General features: G+C 35.0%; 10 protein-coding genes. All 10 read left to right on the top strand.

Annotated features, from left to right (window positions below; genetic code table 11):
- The first annotated feature begins 37 nt into the window (after positions 1–37).
- The 10 genes from BLR17_RS01675 to BLR17_RS01630 all read left to right on the top strand — a co-directional run bounded on the left by BLR17_RS01675 (position 38) and on the right by BLR17_RS01630 (position 20,854).
- Entirely contained in the window at positions 38–1,282 is a 1,245-nt protein-coding gene (locus BLR17_RS01675) for a DUF2264 domain-containing protein (RefSeq protein ID WP_066328295.1), read from the top strand.
- 29 nt (positions 1,283–1,311) lie between these two features.
- Positions 1,312–2,466: a glycoside hydrolase family 88/105 protein gene (locus tag BLR17_RS01670; RefSeq protein WP_074517108.1), complete on the top strand. Its 1,155-nt coding sequence runs from the start codon at positions 1,312–1,314 to the stop codon at positions 2,464–2,466.
- A gap of 533 nt (positions 2,467–2,999) precedes the next feature.
- Positions 3,000–6,269 carry a SusC/RagA family TonB-linked outer membrane protein gene (locus BLR17_RS01665; RefSeq protein WP_074517106.1) on the top strand — a complete coding sequence of 1,090 codons (3,270 nt, stop codon included), beginning with the start codon at positions 3,000–3,002 and terminating at the stop codon, positions 6,267–6,269.
- A 12-nt stretch (positions 6,270–6,281) separates the two neighbouring features.
- Positions 6,282–8,252 (top strand): RagB/SusD family nutrient uptake outer membrane protein, encoded by a 1,971-nt coding sequence (locus BLR17_RS01660; protein ID WP_083189389.1) that lies wholly within the window; start codon positions 6,282–6,284, stop codon positions 8,250–8,252.
- A gap of 20 nt (positions 8,253–8,272) precedes the next feature.
- Entirely contained in the window at positions 8,273–9,487 is a 1,215-nt protein-coding gene (locus tag BLR17_RS01655; RefSeq protein WP_066328296.1) for a DUF5000 domain-containing lipoprotein, read from the top strand.
- 11 nt (positions 9,488–9,498) lie between these two features.
- On the top strand, positions 9,499–10,749 hold the full coding sequence (locus BLR17_RS01650; protein WP_066328297.1) for a DUF4998 domain-containing protein: 1,251 nt from the start codon (positions 9,499–9,501) through the stop codon (positions 10,747–10,749).
- Positions 10,750–11,260: 511 nt separating this feature from the next.
- Entirely contained in the window at positions 11,261–14,464 is a 3,204-nt protein-coding gene (locus tag BLR17_RS01645; protein WP_066328298.1) for a LamG-like jellyroll fold domain-containing protein, read from the top strand.
- A 9-nt stretch (positions 14,465–14,473) separates the two neighbouring features.
- Entirely contained in the window at positions 14,474–15,175 is a 702-nt protein-coding gene (locus tag BLR17_RS01640) for a SusE domain-containing protein (protein ID WP_066328299.1), read from the top strand.
- A 458-nt stretch (positions 15,176–15,633) separates the two neighbouring features.
- Entirely contained in the window at positions 15,634–18,846 is a 3,213-nt protein-coding gene (locus BLR17_RS01635) for a SusC/RagA family TonB-linked outer membrane protein (RefSeq protein WP_083189395.1), read from the top strand.
- Positions 18,847–18,883: 37 nt separating this feature from the next.
- The gene (locus BLR17_RS01630; protein ID WP_083189398.1) at positions 18,884–20,854 is read left to right on the top strand and encodes a RagB/SusD family nutrient uptake outer membrane protein; all 1,971 of its coding nucleotides are present in this window, start codon (positions 18,884–18,886) and stop codon (positions 20,852–20,854) included.
- Position 20,855: the final 1 nt, after the last annotated feature.

The following is a 20,855-nucleotide window of genomic DNA, read 5'->3' as shown; positions in this document are numbered from 1 at the left end:
CAGAAGAAGAAAAAATTAGAAACTAAATTAAAAATTCATGAAAAATTATTTGCAGAAAGCTGTTTTGTTGGGCTTTCTCTTTTTTGGAGTTATCCATACACTTTGTTCACAGTCTAAAAGGCTTCATAAAGATTCGCCTGAAAAAGTTAGGGAGTTTTTTGTGTCTTCTTTGGTTAAAATTGGGGATCCTGTTCTGAATGCTTTAAGTAAGAATCAATTAAAAGCGCAAATGCCTGTTGAGAAATCTCCGGGCGCATGGGATGACAGAACCCATGTAACGCATCTGGAAGCTTTTGGTCGATTGCTGTCAGGAATGGCTCCGTGGCTGGAATTAGGTCCGGATGAAACTACTGAAGGAAAATTAAGGGCAAAGTATATTGCTTTGGCCCAAAAATCCATTCATAATGCGACTGATCCTAATGCTGCTGATTTTATGAATTTTGTTAAAGGAGGACAACCACTCGTTGATGCCGCTTTTTTTGCTCAGGCTTTGTTGCGTGCACCAAAACAGCTTTGGGAACCATTAGATACAACAACAAAAGAGAATGTGATTAAAGCATTAAAATCATCAAGGGTTATCAAGCCATACGAAAGCAATTGGTTGCTTTTTGCAGGGATGGTAGAAGCTGCTATCATTAAATTTGATAAGGATGAAGATAAGGAACGATTAAATTACGCCTTGGATCAACACAAAAAATGGTATTTAGGTGATGGTATGTATGGAGATGGTCCTGATTTTCATTGGGATTATTACAATAGTTTTGTGATTCATCCAATGCAATTGGATATTTTTAAAACGCTTAATGAACAAAATGGGCAGCGCAAGGATGAGTTTAAAACCGAATTGGACAGAGCCCGTCGTTATGCGGCTATTCAGGAGCGTCTTATTTCGCCTGACGGAACTTATCCTCCTATAGGGAGATCCTTAGCTTATCGTTTTGGCGCTTTCCAATTATTATCGCAAATTGCGCTTTGGAAAGAATTGCCTAAAGAAGTGAGTCTGGCACAGGTTCGTTCGGCATTGTACACGATGGTCCATCGTCAGATCAATGCTCCGGAAACTTTCGATAAGAATGGTTGGCTTCAAATTGGACTTTATGGTCATCAGCCTAATATTGGGGAAGGGTATATTTCAACAGGAAGTTTGTATTTATGTGCAGAAGCTTTTTTAGTATTGGGGTTACCGGTTAACGATGCTTTTTGGAGTGAGGGTTACCAGCCCTGGACTCAAAAGAAAATTTGGTCGGGACAACAAATTCCAATTGACCATGCTATAAAATAATAATATCACTTAAACCAATTATTATAATTATGAATTTTAGAAATTTATTTTATGCACTGATGATTGCTTTTTCTTTAGTAATCGTTAGTTGTAAAACCAGTGCAATAAAAGAAAAAACAGTAATTCCCCAGTCTAAAAAGGAGATTGTTGCTATTATTGATAAAGTAAATACTCACTGGCAGGATACACATCCGGAACTTGGGAATTCTTTTTGGAATATAGCAGCTTATCATACCGGGAATATGGAAGCTTATAAGATTACCAAAAACAAAAAATACCTGGATTATTCGATGTCCTGGGCAGAGAAAAACCAATGGATGGGAGCCAAATCTCAAGATAAATCAGAATGGAAATACAATTATGGCGAAACTGACAAGCATGTATTATTCGGAGACTGGCAGATTTGTTTTCAAACCTATATTGATTTGTACAATTTTACAGGAAAAAAGGATGCTCATAAAATTGCGCGTGCCCGTGAGGTAATGGAGTATGAGATGAGTACTGCTGCTAACGATTATTGGTGGTGGGTTGACGGTTTGTATATGGTAATGCCGGTAATGACTAAGTTGTATAAGGTGACAGGAAACGAATTGTATCTTGAAAAATTACAAGAATATTTAACACATGCCAATAGCATTATGTATGACGATGAGGCTAAATTGTATTTTAGAGATGCCAAATATGTTTATCCTAAACACAAGAGTGCCAATGGTAAAAAAGACTTTTGGGCCAGAGGAGACGGATGGATTTTTGCTGGCTATGCCAAAATTATCCAGGATTTACCAAAGAATGCTAAGCATAGAAACGAATATATCAACCGCTTTAAAGATATGGCTAAGTCATTGGCGGCAGCCCAACAAAAAGAAGGCTATTGGACCAGAAGTATTTTAGACCCGGAACATGCTCCTGGACCTGAAACCAGCGGAACAGCATTTTTTACTTACGGTTATTTATGGGGAATCAATAATGGTATTTTAGATAAAAAGACCTATTTGCCTGTGGTTGAAAAATCATGGAATTACTTAACTAATGTTGCATTGCAGGCCGATGGAGCTGTGGGGTATGTACAGCCTATAGGTGAAAAAGCTATTCCCGGGCAGGTAGTCGATAAAAAATCAACAGCCGATTTTGGTGTAGGGGCTTTTTTATTGGCAGCATCAGAGATGTATCGTTTTGTGAAATAGTTTTATAATTAACTTAAAAAAAGAGCTGTGTTTCAATCAGGAAATGCAGCTCTTTTTTTAACGTTTATTTAGTAAATAAAAGAATTTTCTCTCGTATTTAAAGTATTTTATATGTCTTGAAAAAATGATTAGTGTTAATTTTTTTAGATACTTTTTTATTATAAGTATAATAATATAGTTATTTATAGTCGAGATAGTAAATTTACCCCTTGTTTTATTCCAAAACACCCCTCTTTAAGCTAAGAGCCTTGTGCTAGATTTGTGATGTGAATTATATGTTAATATCTGGTTAAACCAATTAATACTTGTTTTGTAAAAAACATTTGAGGAGTTGCACGTCCTTTTTTGTAAGTGTTAAATAAACATTTATTTATTTCGTTAATTGCTAATATATTTTCACAGACACGCTAACTAACTAATTCTAATTATTAATTATATGAAATAGCCTTTTAAAAACTCTAAAACTTCATCTACGAATAGTATTAGTAATAGATGATAATAATTTAACTAACCATTAAAAATTAAAACCACACATGACAAACTTTATTAAAATAAAGAAAAAGACTCATAGTGTTTTAGAATTTGATTTAAAAAAGAAACTTACATTATTGTCTGTATTGGTTTCTCTATCTCAGGTTCAGGCACATGCTTCTAATGTTATAAGTATAACAAAACTAGAAATAGTACAACAACAAAGAACAATTAGTGGGCAGGTAACTGATGAAAATGGAATGCCGCTTCCGGGAGCAAGTGTACTTGTAAAAGGTACTAAGAATGTTGTGATGACCGATTTTGACGGAAAATTTACATTAAAGATCAATGAAGGAGACAAAATATTAGTAGTAGCTTTTGTTGGTTATGAATCAACAGACGTATTAATTCAAAACAAATCCGTTTTTGAAGTAAATTTAAAACCAAGTTCAGAAGGATTAAAAGAGGTTGTTGTTGTTGGTTTTGGAACTCAGAAAAAAGCCAGTATGGTGAGTTCAATTACTACTATTAATCCTAAAGAACTGAAAGGGCCTACCAGTAACTTGACTAATATGTTAGCAGGAAGAGTTTCGGGTATGATAGCTTATCAAAGAAGTGGAGAGCCAGGTTCCGATAATGCGAATTTTTTTATTCGTGGTTTAGGAACTTTTGGTTCAGGAGCTTCAAATCCATTAATTTTAATTGATGGTATAGAATCTACAACAACTGATATGGCACGTTTACAGCCGGATGACATCGATACTTTTTCTGTGTTGAAGGATGCTGCTGCTGCTGCTGTGTATGGAGCTCGTGGAGCTAATGGGGTTGTATTGATTACTACAAAAATGGGTAAAGATGGAATCACTAAATTCAATTTCAGGACAGAAACCAGAATGTCGTCTAATTCCAGAAATTTTAATTATGCTGATAATATTACGTATATGAGATTGGCTAATGAAGCTACACGTACTCGTAATCCTCGTCTTGGTGATGTATATGATCAAAATAAAATTGACAGAACCATTGCAGGGGATGATCCGTATTTGTATCCAAGTAATAATTGGGTTGATCAATTAATTAAAGATTATACAGTTAATCAAGGCTATAATTTTAGTGTTAGCGGTGGTGGACAAAAAGCAAGATATTATGTGGCGAGTACTTACAACGTTGATAACGGTGTTTTAAAAGTGGATGGGTTGAATAATTTTAATTCTAATATTAAATTAAGAAATTATTCTTTACGTTCTAATGTAGATATGACATTAACTCCTACTACTAAAGGAATTATTCGTCTTTACGGTCAGTTTGATGATTATAATGGGCCTATCGGTGGAGGAGCTCGTATTTTTAATCTTACCATGTGGTCTAACCCAGTGGCATTTCCTAAAGTATATCCATCCAGTTATCTTCCTTTTATTGAGCATCCGTTATTTGGAGGTGCCTTGACAGGAGGAGATAATGGAGCCATATTGGTCAACCCTTATGCCGAAATGGTTCGTGGGTATCAAAGTTCAAAAGGTTCTACAATTCAGGCACAGGTTGAATTGCAACAGGATTTAAAAGCAATAACTCCGGGACTTAGTGCCCGAGCTATGGGATATGTTAGAAGGTATGCTTATTACAATGAATCCAGAAAATACAATCCATTTTATTATAAATCTTTTATAAGTCCTGTTACCGGAGAACTTGAAATCTCAGTTATAAATCCGGGTGGTCAGGGAAGTTTTGGTACAACCGGATCAGAAACTTTGGATTATGTAGCAGGAGATAAAGTATTAGATTCTCGTATTTATCTTGAAACTGCGGTTAATTATAATAGAACTTTTAATGAAAAGCATGCTGTAAGTGGTATGTTGATTAATTTATTATCCAGTTATGTACAGGCTAATTCTGCTTGGGTAAATCCGTCAGATGTTGCGAAAACACTTCCTAACAGAAATCAGGGACTTTCAGGTAGGTTTACTTATGGTTACGATAATAGATTTTTGACTGAATTTAATTTTGGATATAATGGATCAGAACGATTTGCCAGTGGACATCGTTATGGATTCTTTCCTTCCTTTGGTTTAGCTTATCATATTTCTAATGAGAAATTTTGGGAGCCTATTAAAGATGTAGTGACTAATTTTAAAATTCGTTCTACTTATGGATTAGTGGGTAATGATAAAATAGGAAATATTGATGATCGTTTTTTCTATCTGTCAAATGTTAATATTAATGATGGTAATTATGGTGCTGCTTTTGGAGAGCAGTATACAGATAGTAACCCAGGTGTTTATGTAAGTCGTTATGCCAATAATAACATTGGTTGGGAAAAGTCAAAACAAATCAATTTAGGTATGGATTTGGAATTGTTTAAGTCATTAAATTTTGTAGTAGATATTTACAAACAGAATAGAACTCATATTCTTCAAACCAGAGAAAATATTGGTGCTACAATGGGACTTACGGCAACTCCTGCTACTAATTTTGGAGAAGTGGAGAGCAAAGGTTTAGACCTAGCTGTTACTTACAATAAACAATTCAATAATGATTGGTACACACAGTTAAGAGGTAACTTTACGTATGCTGCTAATAAAGTGTTAGTGTATGATGAGATTAATTATCCGGAAAGTATGGCTTATCGTTCAAGAATAGGTCAAAGTTGGAATCAAACTTATGGTTATATAGCCGAACGTTTGTTTGTTGATGAAAATGAGGTTGTGAATTCGCCATTGCAATTTGGTGGACCGGGAACAGGAGATGTAAAAGAGTATACTGGTGGGGATATTAAATACCGTGATGTAAACGGAGATGGTCAGATTACAGCAGCAGATATGGTGCCAATAGGAAGTCCTACTGCTCCGGAAATAGTGTATGGTTTTGGAGGTACAGTAGGTTATAAGAAATTTGATTTTAGTATTTTCTTTCAAGGTGTAGCACGTACATCCTTTTTTATTAATCCGGAAAATATAGCGCCATTTGTGTTAAATGGTTCTTATCAGAATAATTTATTGAATGTTATAGCACAGGATCACTGGTCTGAAAACAATAAAGATTTATACGCTTTTTGGCCAAGATTGAGTAATACATTTGTGGCTAATAATAATCAGGTATCAACCTGGTGGATGCGTAACGGAGCCTTTTTAAGATTAAAATCAATTGAAGTAGGCTATAATGCTCCTGAAAAATTAATGTCTAAAATAGGGGTTAAGGGTTTAAGAGTCTATTTGAGCGGAAACAATATTGCAGTTTGGAGTAAGTTCAAACTATGGGATCCGGAAATGGGAGGAAATGGTTTAGGTTACCCAATTCAATCGGTTTACAATCTGGGACTAAAAGTTGATTTTTAAAAAATAGAAAGTATGAAGACTAAAAATAGTATAGTAAATAAGAGTTTCCAGAAAATTCAAAAAGTTTTTGGAGCGTCAATGGTAGTACTTTGTTTGTTCGGTTTAGAATCATGTGAAAATAGTTTTTTGGATGTAGTTCCGGATAACATTACTACAGTTGAGTCTGCTTTTAAATTGAGGAATGAAGCTAAAAAATATTTGTATACCTGTTATGCCTATATCCCTAAAAATGGGGATGGAGTATATAATATAGGAATGCTGGCAGGAGACGAGACATGGATACCGCCTAATCGTGCTGCGATTACCAGTTATGCGTTTAATATTGCAACAGGTACACAAAGAAAAGCAAATACTTATATGAATGCTTGGGAAGGTAATTATCAGGGAGCTGGTCCTGGAGATCGTTATCCACTTTATGATGGTATCAGACATTGCAATGTTTTTCTGGAGAATGTTGAAGACAGAACTAAAGTGCCGGATTTACAAGAAGGGGAGCGTTTAAGATGGATAGCTGAAGTAAAATTTTTAAAAGCCTATTACCACTATTATTTGATGCGCATGTATGGACCTATTCCAGTTGTTCGTGTCAATATTCCTATTGATGCATCAAATGATCAGATTCAGGTTCCAAGAGAGCCAATTGACTCGTCTGTTGATTATTTAGTGAGTTTGCTGGATGAAGCTGCTGTTGCATTGCCTCCACAGATTACAGACAGGCTAAATGAATTAGGTAGAGTTACAAAACCAGTGGCACTTGGTATTAAAGCAGAGTTGTTACTAATGGCTGCAAGTCCATTATTTAATGGGAATTCAGATATGGTAGGATTAAATGCTAAAGATGGAACACCATTGTTTAATCCGGTTTATGATGCCACCAAATGGAAAAGAGCAGCCGATGCTGCAAAGGAAGCAATAGATGCTGCCGAAGCTAATGGGCATAAAATATTCTATAAAAACAATGTGGCATTTACTATTTCTCAAACTGCTAAAACGAAACTGAATATTACACAAGCAGTAACAGAACCTTGGAACGACGAAGTTATTTGGGCAAACCCAAATAGCCGTACTTATGAATTACAACGACTTTGTATGATGCCTTTAGCAACTACGGTATCACATTCTCAAGCCAGAAAAGTGTTTTCGCCTACAATAGAATCGGCAACTAATTTTTATACTAAAAATGGAGTGCCTATTGAGGAAGATAAAACATTGACGTTTGGAGATATTACAGAGTTGAAAGAAGCTACTACAGCTGATAAATTTAATATTAAAGAAGGTTACAGAACTTCGATTTTAAATTTTAACAGAGAGCCGCGTTTTTATGCTGATTTAGGTTTTGACGGAGCTATTTTTTATAAATCTTCTAGTGGTTCTGATGAAACAAAAGAAGTTATTAGAGCTAAATACCAGGATTATGCAGGAAGTGCAGATGCTTTTGATTTTAACGTAACAGGATATTATATTAAAAAATTGATAAACTGGGATCAAACTTTTGGAGGAGGAACTATGTATAAAGAGTACGCCTGGCCTGAATTGCGTTTGGCTGATTTGTATTTGATGTATGCTGAAGCACTTAATGAAGCTGACGGAACTGCCGCTACAACAGAAGTATTGAAATATGTAGATGCTATTCGTACTCGTGCCGGATTAAGCGGCGTGGTAGATTCCTGGACTAATTTTTCTAATAATCCATCTAAATATACTACAAAAGACGGTATGCGTGAAATTATTCATAGAGAACGCAGCATTGAAATGGCCTTTGAGGGTAAAAACTATTGGGACATCAGACGTTGGAAAAAAGCAACTCAGGAATTTAATGAACCTGTAAAAGGCTGGAATGTTTATGGAATTACAGAGGCTAATTACTATCAGGTAGTCACTTTAAGTCAACAACGTTTTGTAGCTCCAAGAGATTATTTTTGGCCTATTGAAGAAACAACACTTATTAGAAATCCTAATCTGATTCAAAATCCAGGTTGGTAATAATCATAAAAATGAAGATTATGAAACGAATTATAAAATCCCCTATAAACATATTATTGTTGTGTTTGACCTTTGTTTTTGCAGCTTGTAGCGAGGATCGAGGCCCTGAACCTTTAGAGCACAATTCTAATCAGCCAGCGGTGGTAACAAATATTACCATTCAGAATTTACCAGGAAAAGCTAAATTGACTTATACTTTACCAACAGATGATGATTTGTTGTATGTAGTTGCCCGATATACTCTGGAAAATGGAACGCCAATGGAGGCTAAAGCTTCTTATTATTCTAATTCTTTACTTTTAGAAGGTTTTGCTGGTGGATCTACTACTGAGGTTAAGATTTATGCGGTTAACAATAGTGAGACGGAATCAAAACCGGTTGTGGTATCTGTAAATCCAGGTCCTGCACCAATTTTTGATATTTTTGATTCATTGAATGTCCAACCTGATTTTGGAGGTATACGCGTCACAGCTGCTAACCCTACTAAAGAAGAAATAGGTATTTTAGTGATGCAAAAAAATATACAGGGAGATTGGGTACCTCTTCGTACAAGTATTTATACTTCGGTAGATGAAATTAAACGAAGTTTAAGAGGTTTTGAATCAGTAGATCAGGAATTTGCAATTGTGGTTAGAGATAAATGGTTGAATTATACTGATACTCTGGTTACTACAATAAAACCATTGTTTGAGCAATTAATGCCTAAATCGGCTTATGTTGGAGTTCATCTTGCTAATGATGCAAAAACAATTAATAATGCTTATCCTGTTTCTAATTTATTTGATGGTCAGTTTTTAGAATATTGGGGGTCTTATTTTACAGACAGAACCATTGATGTAGGGAATCATTTGGTGACCTTTGATATTGGTGCAAAAACAAAGTTAAGCCGTTTAAGACTTTGGCAGTTTTCAGAGCCTATTGGAGGTCAAAGAATGTACTATTACTTAGGTGCTATGAAAAAGTTCAGAATATGGGGAAGCAATACCTTAAATGATGGTACGCTCGACAGTAATTGGACATTATTAGGCGAATATGAAATTAAGAAACCGTCAGGTTTGCCTTATGGACAGGAAAATAATGATGATCTTTTAGCGGCCAGAGATGGTGCAGATTATGAGATACCTTTGGATAAACAAGCAGTTCGTTATCTTAGAATAGAATGTTTAGAAAACTGGATTGGAGGTAAATTTATGGCTGTTTCTGAAGTACATGTATATGGTAATCCTAACTTTTAAATTTAAATATTATGAAATTTTTAAAATATAAATTATACGTAGTCATTTTGTTAGGAATTGTTTTAAGTATATTCTCTTGCACAAATGCTGATGAGTATTTGAAATTTACTGAAGGAGGACCAATTTCCTATACAGGTAAAATAGATTCTTTAAAGTTTTTTCCCGGTAGGGATAGAGTAAAGGTTGAGGGACTTATTATTTCAGATCCTAAGGTTTCTGAATTGAGAGTCTATTGGAATTCTAAAAGAGATTCTGCTGTGGTAGCTATTAACAGGACTTCAGGAATTGATGCAGTATCTAAAATTATAGAAAATCTACCGGAAAACATTTATAATTTTGAAGTGAAAACTTTTGATGCTAAAGGGAATGGTTCAGTGTCTCAATCTGTTAGTGCTCAGACTTATGGAGCCCGCTATCAGGCAAGTTTAACAGATAGAAAGATTGTTACCAGTAAATTATCCAGTGATTTCTCTCTTACAATTGATTTTGCAACAATGGATTTAACTACAGGAGCTTTTGCAACTGAAATTGTCTATACAGATGGTTCTAACGTAGAGCATACAGTAACAGTGCCTGTTACTCAAAATCAACTGGTGGTGACAAATTATAAAATAGGAAGTAAATTTAAACAACGTTCCTTGTTTTTACCGGTTAAAAATGCGATAGATATTTTTTACACAGATTTTGTTTCGAAAGATCCTCAGGTTATCGATCTTACTTATTTGATTAAAAATAATAAGCGTCCGTTTTTAACTTCTTCAACAGATGGAGGCAGATGGGGTACATTAGCCGATTGGACGACTAATGATGCTTGTAAAAATCACGGCGGTTATGGTGGCTGGGACGGTGGTTGTTGCGGAAACCCTCCGGGGACAATCAATTTAGAATCTGGTTGGGGTGCTCCGGTAATTACTAACGGAAAAATATACCAAACTATAACATTAGATGCAGGGACTTATATTTTCAATGCTCCTTTATTAGCATCAGGAAGCGGTCTTAATAGTGGTTACACCACAGCTGATTATGTTTATCTGGCAGTTGCAAAGGGTACTGTAATGCCTGATTCAAGTGGTGGAGCTCTTGAAACAAATTCAGCAACTTTAGGGTTTAAAAGAATTGTAAATACCATGAATTCTGAAAGTGCAGTTATTACATTTACGATTACCCAGTCTCAACAAATTACACTAGGGATTTCAACAACACAGGGAGATCAAAGATATGGTCATTTTTTATCTTTCAGTTTATTTAAAAAGAATAATTAATTTGACTCTGTAGTTTAAAAAGCAGCATAATAATGAAAGTTATCGTGCTGCTTTTATTTTTTTTAAAGTTGTAATTACTACTTCTTCAAAGTATTTCAACTGTTTTTTTTACCAGAATCTTACTGAATCAGAATCTTAAAAATGCCTTTGAAAATAGGTGTAATAGATTGCTACGCACTAAACCTTAACAAGAACCATGATATGGAATTGTAATTCCTTATTGATTCTAAATCTAATAAAGGATAGATTCTTAACAATATAAATTTTGTAGTGACTGGGCTTTAGGCCGCTTTTACTGGAAGATTATATACATCTTTTAAAATAATGGATCAGATATGTGTCCGGATAAGGATATACTAACTGTACAAGTGACATTAATAATAATTGCAAGTTAATGTAACAGCTGGTAAAGGAGGCAAAACTGTAGGTTAGGGTTGAAAATTTATTACTAAATAAACTTATGCTCCCTTTGCTATTGTAAAGGGGGTATAATTAATTAAAAACCAAATTGATGAAAAAAACTACTATTATAATAATTATGCTGTTGTTGTTTGGAGTCAAGATTACTCAAACTAATGCGCAGACAGCAAGTACAGCTGATAAAATACAGGCTTATCGGGCTACTGATAGAACCATAATGTATGATTTTAAAGGTACAGGTGTTTCTAAACCTGTAGTTTGGGGATTGGATTTAGCCTGGCTTGATGAAGCAAATATCATCAAGGGGTCTCGTTTTATGGGGAAAGAAAATGTGAGCATAATAAGATCGTCTTTTATGCCTACACAGCCTTTACTTAATGATTTACAATTACAGGGTGATGCACTTACCAATACCAATAAAAGAATAGATATCATTAAAAGAAATTTTGGTACTAACATTAAGGTCGCTCTAAATTCAGATCATCCTAGTGTGAATTCTTATTTTAATGGTAGTGCTGTAAATTGGGCTAAATTAATAGATGTTACAACTGCGATGCATCAGGATGCAGGTTTTAATGTGGTTACGGTTTCACCTTTTAACGAACCGGACTATTCAGCTACGGGCCAAGGTACAATTCAGGATTTTTATAATATTATCCTTGAATTGAAAAAAAAATCCCGATTTGATGCAATACGTATTTCCGGAGGTAATACACTTAATAATGATCAGGCATTGTACTGGTACAATTACCTGAATCCTGCCGGGTTAACCGAAGGGAATACGCATCAGTTAGCAGGTAGTTTTGATACTTACGCTAATTTTTTTCAGACAGTTAGATCTAATGGCGATTATGCTACCGCAGATGAGATGCATAATGTTATGGATGCTATTGTTGGGATAGAATATGGTATGCAAACAGGTATTTGGTGGGGATGGGCAGAATATGCACGCGGTGAACTTTGTAAAGCCAGTAATGGTGTGCGTTTAGGATATGCAGAACACCGTCCTAATTGGACAGCAGCAGCAGTATATCGAAGTCCTCAAGGTAAAGTTCAGGCTTTTGGAGGAACTTCTGAGCGTCAGGCTGCAACTACAACCTATCGTTATGTTTCTAAAGATAGAGCAGTCTATTATGATGGTCAGGGACCACAACGTGAGTTTGTATTAGAAATGCCGGGAGGAACAGTTGGAAGTTATCAGAATGGACAAACTAATGCAGAACGGGTTATCAATATTACTTATGGTGAAGATATTCAGCCGGTAATTAATGGACGCTATAAACTGGTAAACCGTAATAGTGGAAAAGTAATCGAAGTGGCAGGTGCTTCTATAGACCGTGGAGCGAATGTTCAACAAGGTGCAAACACAGGCGGAACTTATCAGCAATGGGATGTGACTCCGGTTGACTCAAGGATAGGAGGTGATTTTAGTTATTTTACATTTGCGAATGTGAATAGTGCTAAGTCTCCGGATGTTTTAAATTTTTCATTGGATAATGGAGCTAATATTCTTGTGTGGGATAATGTTAAAAGCGCAAATCAACAATGGTATCTTGACTATGCAGGAGATGGGTGGTTTTATATTCGTAGCCGTCATAGTGCAAATTGTTTGGATGTAGATAATGCAAGTACAGCCGAGGGAGCAAATATTTTTCAATGGGAAAAAAATGGCGGTTTTAATCAGCAATGGCGTTTCCTTCCTGTAGATGCACCAATAGAGTTTGTAGCGCCAAGTGTGCCTTCTAATTTAGTAGCTACCGCTCAGGCAGTATCTGTAAAATTAAATTGGACTGCCAGTCCTGAGGCTGATGTGGATAGTTATATTGTTTTTCGTGCCGAGTCAGCCGGCGGAGAGTATAATACGATTGCACGAAATGTAAAAGCCACTTCATTTGTTGATAATACAGTGCTTACTGGGAAACAATATTTTTATAAAATTAAGACGGTCGATAAATCTTTGAATCGTTCGGCTTATTCAAGTGAGGTTTCTGCAACGGCAACAGGAGAGAATGCATTGGTGGAAGAATTAAAATTTGAGAATAATTTATCCGATTCTTCAGTGAATTTAAATCATGCTGCTGTGTATGGGACTGCCGCCTATTCTACAGGAAAAGTGGGTTCTAAGGCATTGTCTTTAGATGGAACTACGAATTTCGTACAGCTTTCATCCGATATAGCCAATCATAAGGAAATTACTGTTGCGGCTTGGGTTTACTATAATGGAGGAAATGTATGGCAGCGCATTTTTGATTTTGGGAATGGAACAGATCAGTATATGTTTTTAACGGCTAAATCGGATTTTGGTAAATTACGTTTCGCTATTAAGAATGGTGGTTCCGAACAAGTTTTAGAAGCACCGCAGTTAGTTACTTCTCAATGGTCTCACGTGGCGGTTACTCTTAGTGCTTCGGGTGCAAGTATGTATGTTAACGGTAAATTGGTTGCAACGTCAAATACTATCAATATAAGTCCGTTGGATTTTAAACCTATATTCAATTATATAGGACGTAGTCAGTATTCAGATTCTTTATTGAATGCCAAAGTGGACGACTTTAAAGTATATAATTATGCGTTGACAGCTCAGGAAATTGCCCAGCTCACTTTAGCTAATGATAATTTTGTAATTGAGAGTGTTGGAGAAAGTTGTCCGGATAAGAATAATGGGAAAATTACCATTACTGCATCAGCGGATTATACCTATAGTGCAAAGGTAAACGGCATAGTATATTCTTTTACGAATAAGACCTTATCATTGCCAAATTTAGAACCCAAAACCTATGATATCTGTATCACTGTTGCCGAAGCAAATTTCGAGCAATGTTATTCAGTAGTTGTACCTGAGAGTGCTGCTATAACTGCCAAAACTGTAGTGACCTCAGATAAGTTGCAGGTCGATATTCAGTCAGGTACGGCACCTTATCAGGTGTCTGTTAATGGTCAGCTACAGTTTGAGACTAATAATACAGGTTTTGAAGTTGCTGTGGCTCCGGGAGATTTATTGGAGGTTTCAACTGCCAAGGTGTGCGAAGGGGTTCTTTCGAAAAAAATTACACTTTATGATGTTGCAACGGCATCACCAAATCCAACTTCAGGTGAATTTGATATCTATCTGCCAACAAATGATAGTAAAGTTGCTATTGGTATATATACTATTGACGGTAAGTTATTGTCTAAAAGAGATTATTTGATTGAGAATGGGAAAGTACATCTCAATATCGAGAAGGAGGCAACTGGTATATATCTGGTGAGAGTTGATTCAAATCCGCTGGAGACTATTAAAATTATAAAAAAATAAGATTTCAAGATGAAAAAAATAAGCCTTTTTATTTTAAGTTTAGTTGTATTTTCTTCTTGTAGTAGTGGTGGCGATGGGGGCTCGGAAGATCCCGCATCAACAACTAATACAGCACCAACTACTCCCGGTTTAACCTATCCAACTAATAATTTAGTTTGTATCAATAATGTACTCACTTTTGAGTGGAGTGCTGCTACCGATGCTCAAAATGATGCAATATCTTATAAATTGGAAATTGCAACTGATAATGCGTTTACTCAAAATGTAAACTCCTCTACTATTACAACCCTAAGTAAACAAATTACTTTAGAAAAGGGAAAATTATATTATTGGAGGGTCAAAGCGATAGACAGTAAAAATGCCTCAGGTAGTTTTTCTACAGTAAATACTTTTTATACTGAAGGTGAGAGTGTTGTTAACCATTTGCCATTTGCCCCTTCTTTAGTTACCCCAGTTTTAAATTCAAACCAAACGAAAGGAACAATAACTTTAAGTTGGACAGCAGTCGATGCTGATGCAGCTGATGTCTTAAAGTACGATGTGTACTTTGGGACAGCAAATTCACCAACCGAAAAAGTGGCTTCCGATTTGACTTTAAAAACATTTGATGTTAATGCTTCAAATGCAGCTAATTATTATTGGAAAGTAGTGGTTAAAGACGGAAAAGGAGGCACAACTATAGGGCAGGTTTGGAATTTTAAAGTTAACTAATAATAGAAAAATATCTTTTTAATAATCTACTAATGGTTTGTTGAAAATACTAATCATGGAAAGATTGTCCTGAATTGTTAGCAGAAAAGTAAAGTGTAAATTCGAATGGATTTTTTAAATTTTTATTAAGAATAGATTTGTCAGTTTGAAGGGGGAGGGGATTATGTAGTGTGTGATTTTATAGCTAATTTTTTATAATATATTAAAAAATAAGGTGTTTTTGTTGTGTAATACTAATTTCACCCTCTATTAATCTTGTAATTACCCCCTTTTGAACTTAGCTGTTCGTGTAAATTTGTGATGTGAATGATATGTTAATATTAGTTGAGATTGTCTTAAAAAATATTTAAAATTTTTAAATTAATTTTAGATTTCATCTAGTGCTTCATTTGTTTACAGATTAACAAACTATTAATTAACCAACAAAATTACAAACAAACATGACAAACTTTATTAGGATGAAAAAAGCTCCTGATTGTGTATCTGGATTTGATTTGAAAAAGAAACTTACGCTTTTTTGTGTATTGGCTTCTTTGCCTCAGGTTCATGCGTACACTATTAGTTTTAAAAGTGAAACAGTACAGGAAAAAGTACAGCAACAAAAAAGTATAAGTGGACAGATTAATGACGAGAATGGAATGCCTATCCCTGGAGCAACAGTTTCGATAAGGGATTCAAAAATTGGAACCATAACCGATTTTGATGGAAAATTTACGTTGAAGTTAGATGCTAATTCAAAAGTATTAGTGGTGAGTTCAGTAGGTTATACAACACAAGATATAGTAATAGGAAGTCGTACGGATTTTAAAATAGCATTGAAGCCAAGTTCTGAAGGTTTAGATGAAGTTGTTGTTGTTGGTTATGGTACCCAAAAGAAAGAAAGTTTAGTGAGCGCTATTACAACTATTCCTGTTGGAGAAATCAAAGGGCCTTCAAGTAACTTAACGACTATGATGGCGGGAAGGGTATCAGGAATGATTGCTTACCAAAGAAGTGGTGAGCCAGGCGCTGATAATTCCGATTTCTTTATTCGTGGATTAGGCTCTTTCGGAGCAGGAAAAGTAAATCCGTTAATTTTGATAGACGGTGTTGAATCCAGTACTACTGACATGGCACGTTTACAACCGGATGATATCGAGGCTTTTTCGGTATTGAAGGATGCTTCGGCAGCTTCTATTTATGGCGCTCGTGGTGCTAATGGGGTGGTGTTGATTACTACTAAATCAGGTAAAGCGGGTAAATTAAAAGTTAGATTCCGTGAAGAAAATAAGCTGTCTAGTAATACTAGGAATTTTAAGTTTGCGGATAATATTACCTATATGAATTTGGCTAATGAGGCTGTTTTGACCCGTAACCCAATAGGTGTTTTACCTTATTCTCAAATTAAAATTGACAGAACTGCAGCTGGCGCTGATCCTATTCTATATCCTAATAATAACTGGATTGATCAACTGATAAAAGATTATACGTTCAATCAAGGATATAATTTGAGTGTAAGTGGAGGTAGTGATAAAACCCAATATTATGTGGCGAGTACTTATAATATTGATAATGGAGTGTTGAAAGTTGATAATTTAAATAACTTCAACAATAATATTAAATTACGAAATTATTCCTTTAGAAGTAATGTTAATATTAAGCTAACTCCAAGTACTGAGGGGATTATTAGATTTTATAGTCAGTTTGATGATTATACTGGTCCTGTTGGTGGAGGAACGGCATTATTTAATAGAGCGATTTGGTCTAATCCAGTTGCTTTTCCAGCTGTTTATCCATCTAAATATTTACCTTATATTGAACATCCTTTGTTTGGTGGAGCTGTTGCAGGTTATGGAAGTACTACTTTGTTAACGAATCCTTATGCAGAAATGGTAAGAGGGTATCAGGTCAGTAAAGCTTCTACAATTCAAACGCAATTGGAATTGAAACAAGATCTTAAAGCTATTACCCAAGGTTTAAGTGCAAGAGCTATGGCATATGTTAGAAGGTATTCTTTCTATAGTCTTTCAAGGCAGTATAATCCTTTTTATTATAATGCCACAATTAATCCTGATACTGATGAGGTGTTTTTAAACTTGCTAAATCCAGGAGGAGAGGGTTCTATTGGTATTGCTGGTACAGAATATTTAAATTATAGTGAAGGTACCAAAAATCTTAATTCAGAAATTTATCTTCAAACAGCTATTAATTATAACAGAACTTTTGCAGAAAAACATGATGTTTCGGGTATGTTAATTAATATTTTGCAAAATACTGAATCAGGTAATCCGGGTAGTCTTCAAGCTTCATTACCTTCCAGGAACTTTGGTCTTTCAGGACGTTTTACTTATGGATATGATAAAAGATATTTAGCGGAGTTCAACTTTGGTTATAATGGTTCAGAACGTTTTGCTAAAAACAATCGATATGGTTTCTTTCCTTCATTAGCATTAGGATATGTAGTTTCTAATGAGAAATTTTTTGAGCCCTTACTTAATGTTGTGAGTAATTTAAAATTCAGAGCCAGTTTTGGATGGGTTGGTAATGATCAAATAGGGGATAGAACAGATCGTTTCTTTTATTTATCAAATGTTAATTTGAATGATGGTACTTACGGAGCCAGTTTTGGAGATTTAAATGGATATTACCGTAATGGAGTTTCTATTTCAAGATATGCCAACGATAAAATTAGTTGGGAACGTTCCAAACAAATCAATATTGGAATGGATTTGAAATTATTCAATTCTATTGATATTGTAATTGATGCATTTAAGCAAACGCGTTCTAATATTCTGCAAACACGTTCCAATATTGGTTCTACTTTAGGACTTTCTGTAACACCTGCTACCAATTTTGGAGCTGCCGAAAGTAAAGGTCTGGATATGTCCATCAATTATAACAAGCATTTTGGGGATAATTGGTTTACAAATTTAAGAGGAAATCTAACCTATTCAACGAGTAAAATTTTAAAATATGATGAGAATTATTATCCGCCAGAATTAAGTTATTTGTATAGAAAAGGAAATTCTATTGCTCAAAATTATGGATACATTGCTGAAAGATTATTTGTTGATGATCAGGAAGCAGCTAACTCCCCAAAACAATTTGGAGTTTACGGAGGAGGGGATATTAAATACAGAGATGTCAATGGTGATGGTGTGATTTCAGCATTAGATAAGATGCCTATCGGTTATCCAACATCACCGGAAATTATATATGGTTTTGGGGGTACATTGGGGTATAAAAAATTTGATTTTAGTATATTCTTTCAGGGTTCTGCCCGTTCTTCATTCTTTATCAATCCGCAAAATATTTCTCCTTTTGTTACTAATGGAGGAGCTCAAAATGGATTGTTGAAAGTGGTTGCTGACGATCACTGGTCAGAAGACAATAGAAATTTATACGCTTTTTGGCCAAGATTGAGTAATACTTTCATTGAAAATAATAATCAGGTATCAACATGGTGGATGAGAAATGGAGCTTTCTTAAGACTTAAAAGTGTTGAACTAGGTTATAATGTGTCTAAAGAATTTTTAGATAAGTTTAAGATTTCGAGCTTGAGATTATATGCTAATACAATGAATCCTGTAGTGTTTAGTCAATTTAAGTTATGGGATCCTGAAATGGGTGGTAATGGTTTAGGGTATCCTATTCAGGTAACCTACAATTTTGGAATATTACTTGATTTGTAATGTGTGAATATGATAAAGGCATAAAAAAATAATAATCATGAAAGAAAATAACACTATAATAAATAGATTAAGAAAATCTATTATACCAATAGCATCATCATTTATAACCTTGTTTGCTGTAGGTGCATGTTCCAGCGATTTCCTGGATGTGATACCTGATAATGTAGCAACTATTGATAATGCTTTTAAGCTAAGAAACGAAGCGGAGAAATATCTATTTACTTGTTATTCCTATCTTCCAAAAGATGGGAGTATTTATCACAATCCTGGATTTTTAGGAGGGGATGAAATTTGGATTCCTTACAAAACTTCTATTACCAGTGATGTGTTTGAAATAGCAAGAGGTAGTCAAAGAAGAGCGAATCCTTATTTTAATGTATGGGATGGGAATTATTCAGGAGGAGGTCCTGGGGATAATTATCGATTGTTTACAGGAATTCGTCACTGTAATATTTTTTTAGAGAATGTTACAGATGAATCCAAAGTCCCAGATTTAAATGCTGCGGAAAGACAACGATGGATTGGAGAAGTAGAGTTTTTAAAAGCTTATTATCATTTTTATTTATTAAGAATGTATGGCCCTATTCCTCTTATGAAAACGAACATTCCTATTGATGCTCCTGAAAATCAGATTAATGTTAAAAGACAACCCGTTGACGAATGTGTATCTTATATAGCTGATTTATTGGATACGGCAACAGCAAAATTACCAGAAGATAATGCGCTTGTACCAACAACAGAAGCAGGAAGAATCACTAAAACTATTGCTTTAAGTGTTAAGGCAAAATTATTGTTAATGGCGGCAAGTCCATTGTTTAATGGGAATAATGATTATGCTACTTTAGTGAATAAAGATGGAACTCCTTTATTTAATGCAACATACGATGCGAATAAATGGAAGTTAGCCGCTGATGCAGCTTTAGCTGCAATTCAATCGGCTGAAGCAAATGGGAAAAGTTTATATGTTTTTCCTCAATCACCTTTTACTCTTTCAGCGGGTACTATGACTCAAATGAGTATTCGTCAGGCAGTGTGTGAAAGATGGAATTCAGAAATTATCTGGGGGAACTCTAATAGTCAGACTTCAGATATACAAAAGTTAGCTATGCCTCCACTGGATCCGGCGCATAATCATAATGATGCAAGAAAGATACTTTCTCCACCGCTTAAACTAGCCAGAATGTTTTATTCTAAAAATGGAGTACCAATCAATGAGGATAAAACATTAGATTTTTCGAATGATACAAAATTACGTGTCGCAACCAATGCAGAAAGATTTAATATAAAAGAAGGTTTTGTTACAGCAAGAATTAATTTTGATAGAGAACCCCGTTTTTATGCAGATTTAAGTTTTGATGGAGGAGTATGGTATAAATACGATAGTCCTTCAAAATCAGATGATGGAACAGTTTGGGGATTGAAAGGCAAATTTGGGGATCCGGCTGGTGCTTCACATTCATTTCATATGAATGTAACAGGTTATTTTATAAAGAAATTAGTTGATTGGAATCAGATTACGTATACGACAGGAGGTTCATTTTATAAAGGATATGCATGGCCGGAAATTCGTTTAGCAGATTTGTATTTAATGTATGCAGAGGCATTGAACGAATCTGAAGGACCTTCTGCAACAGTTTATCAATATTTAGATCGTATCAGAACAAGAGCAGGGTTAGCAGGAGTAGTTGAATCTTGGACAAATTTTTCTTCAAATCCATCTAAACCAACAACTCAAACAGGTCTTAGAGATATTATTCAAAGAGAACGATTAATTGAATTGGCTTTTGAAGGACATCGTTTTTGGGATTTGAAAAGATGGAAATTAGCTACTCAAAATTTAAATGCCCCAATTACAGGTTGGAATATCAAAGGTACCGATCAGACTTCATATTATCAGGAAGTAACTGTTTCACAACAACAGTTTATTGGTCCTAGAGATTATTTCTGGCCAATACCAGAAAGCGCAATGATTCAAAATCCAAACTTAGTTCAAAATTTAGGTTGGTAAT

Source organism: Flavobacterium glycines (genome assembly GCF_900100165.1).
GTDB classification, from domain to species: Bacteria; Bacteroidota; Bacteroidia; order Flavobacteriales; family Flavobacteriaceae; genus Flavobacterium; species Flavobacterium glycines.
Note: the sequence above shows the minus strand (reverse complement) of the source record. Positions and strands in the feature narration are given on the sequence as shown.

Excerpts from the sequence above, each read along its gene's own strand:
- BLR17_RS01655 (WP_066328296.1), top strand. The coding sequence starts at position 8,273 with ATGAAACGAATTATAAAATCCCCTATAAACATATTATTGTTGTGTTTG.
- BLR17_RS01640 (WP_066328299.1), top strand. The coding sequence starts at position 14,474 with ATGAAAAAAATAAGCCTTTTTATTTTAAGTTTAGTTGTATTTTCTTCT.
- BLR17_RS01670 (WP_074517108.1), top strand. The coding sequence starts at position 1,312 with ATGAATTTTAGAAATTTATTTTATGCACTGATGATTGCTTTTTCTTTA.
- BLR17_RS01630 (WP_083189398.1), top strand. The coding sequence starts at position 18,884 with ATGAAAGAAAATAACACTATAATAAATAGATTAAGAAAATCTATTATA.
- BLR17_RS01650 (WP_066328297.1), top strand. The coding sequence starts at position 9,499 with ATGAAATTTTTAAAATATAAATTATACGTAGTCATTTTGTTAGGAATT.
- BLR17_RS01635 (WP_083189395.1), top strand. The coding sequence starts at position 15,634 with ATGAAAAAAGCTCCTGATTGTGTATCTGGATTTGATTTGAAAAAGAAA.
- BLR17_RS01665 (WP_074517106.1), top strand. The coding sequence starts at position 3,000 with ATGACAAACTTTATTAAAATAAAGAAAAAGACTCATAGTGTTTTAGAA.
- BLR17_RS01645 (WP_066328298.1), top strand. The coding sequence starts at position 11,261 with ATGAAAAAAACTACTATTATAATAATTATGCTGTTGTTGTTTGGAGTC.
- BLR17_RS01675 (WP_066328295.1), top strand. The coding sequence starts at position 38 with ATGAAAAATTATTTGCAGAAAGCTGTTTTGTTGGGCTTTCTCTTTTTT.
- BLR17_RS01660 (WP_083189389.1), top strand. The coding sequence starts at position 6,282 with ATGAAGACTAAAAATAGTATAGTAAATAAGAGTTTCCAGAAAATTCAA.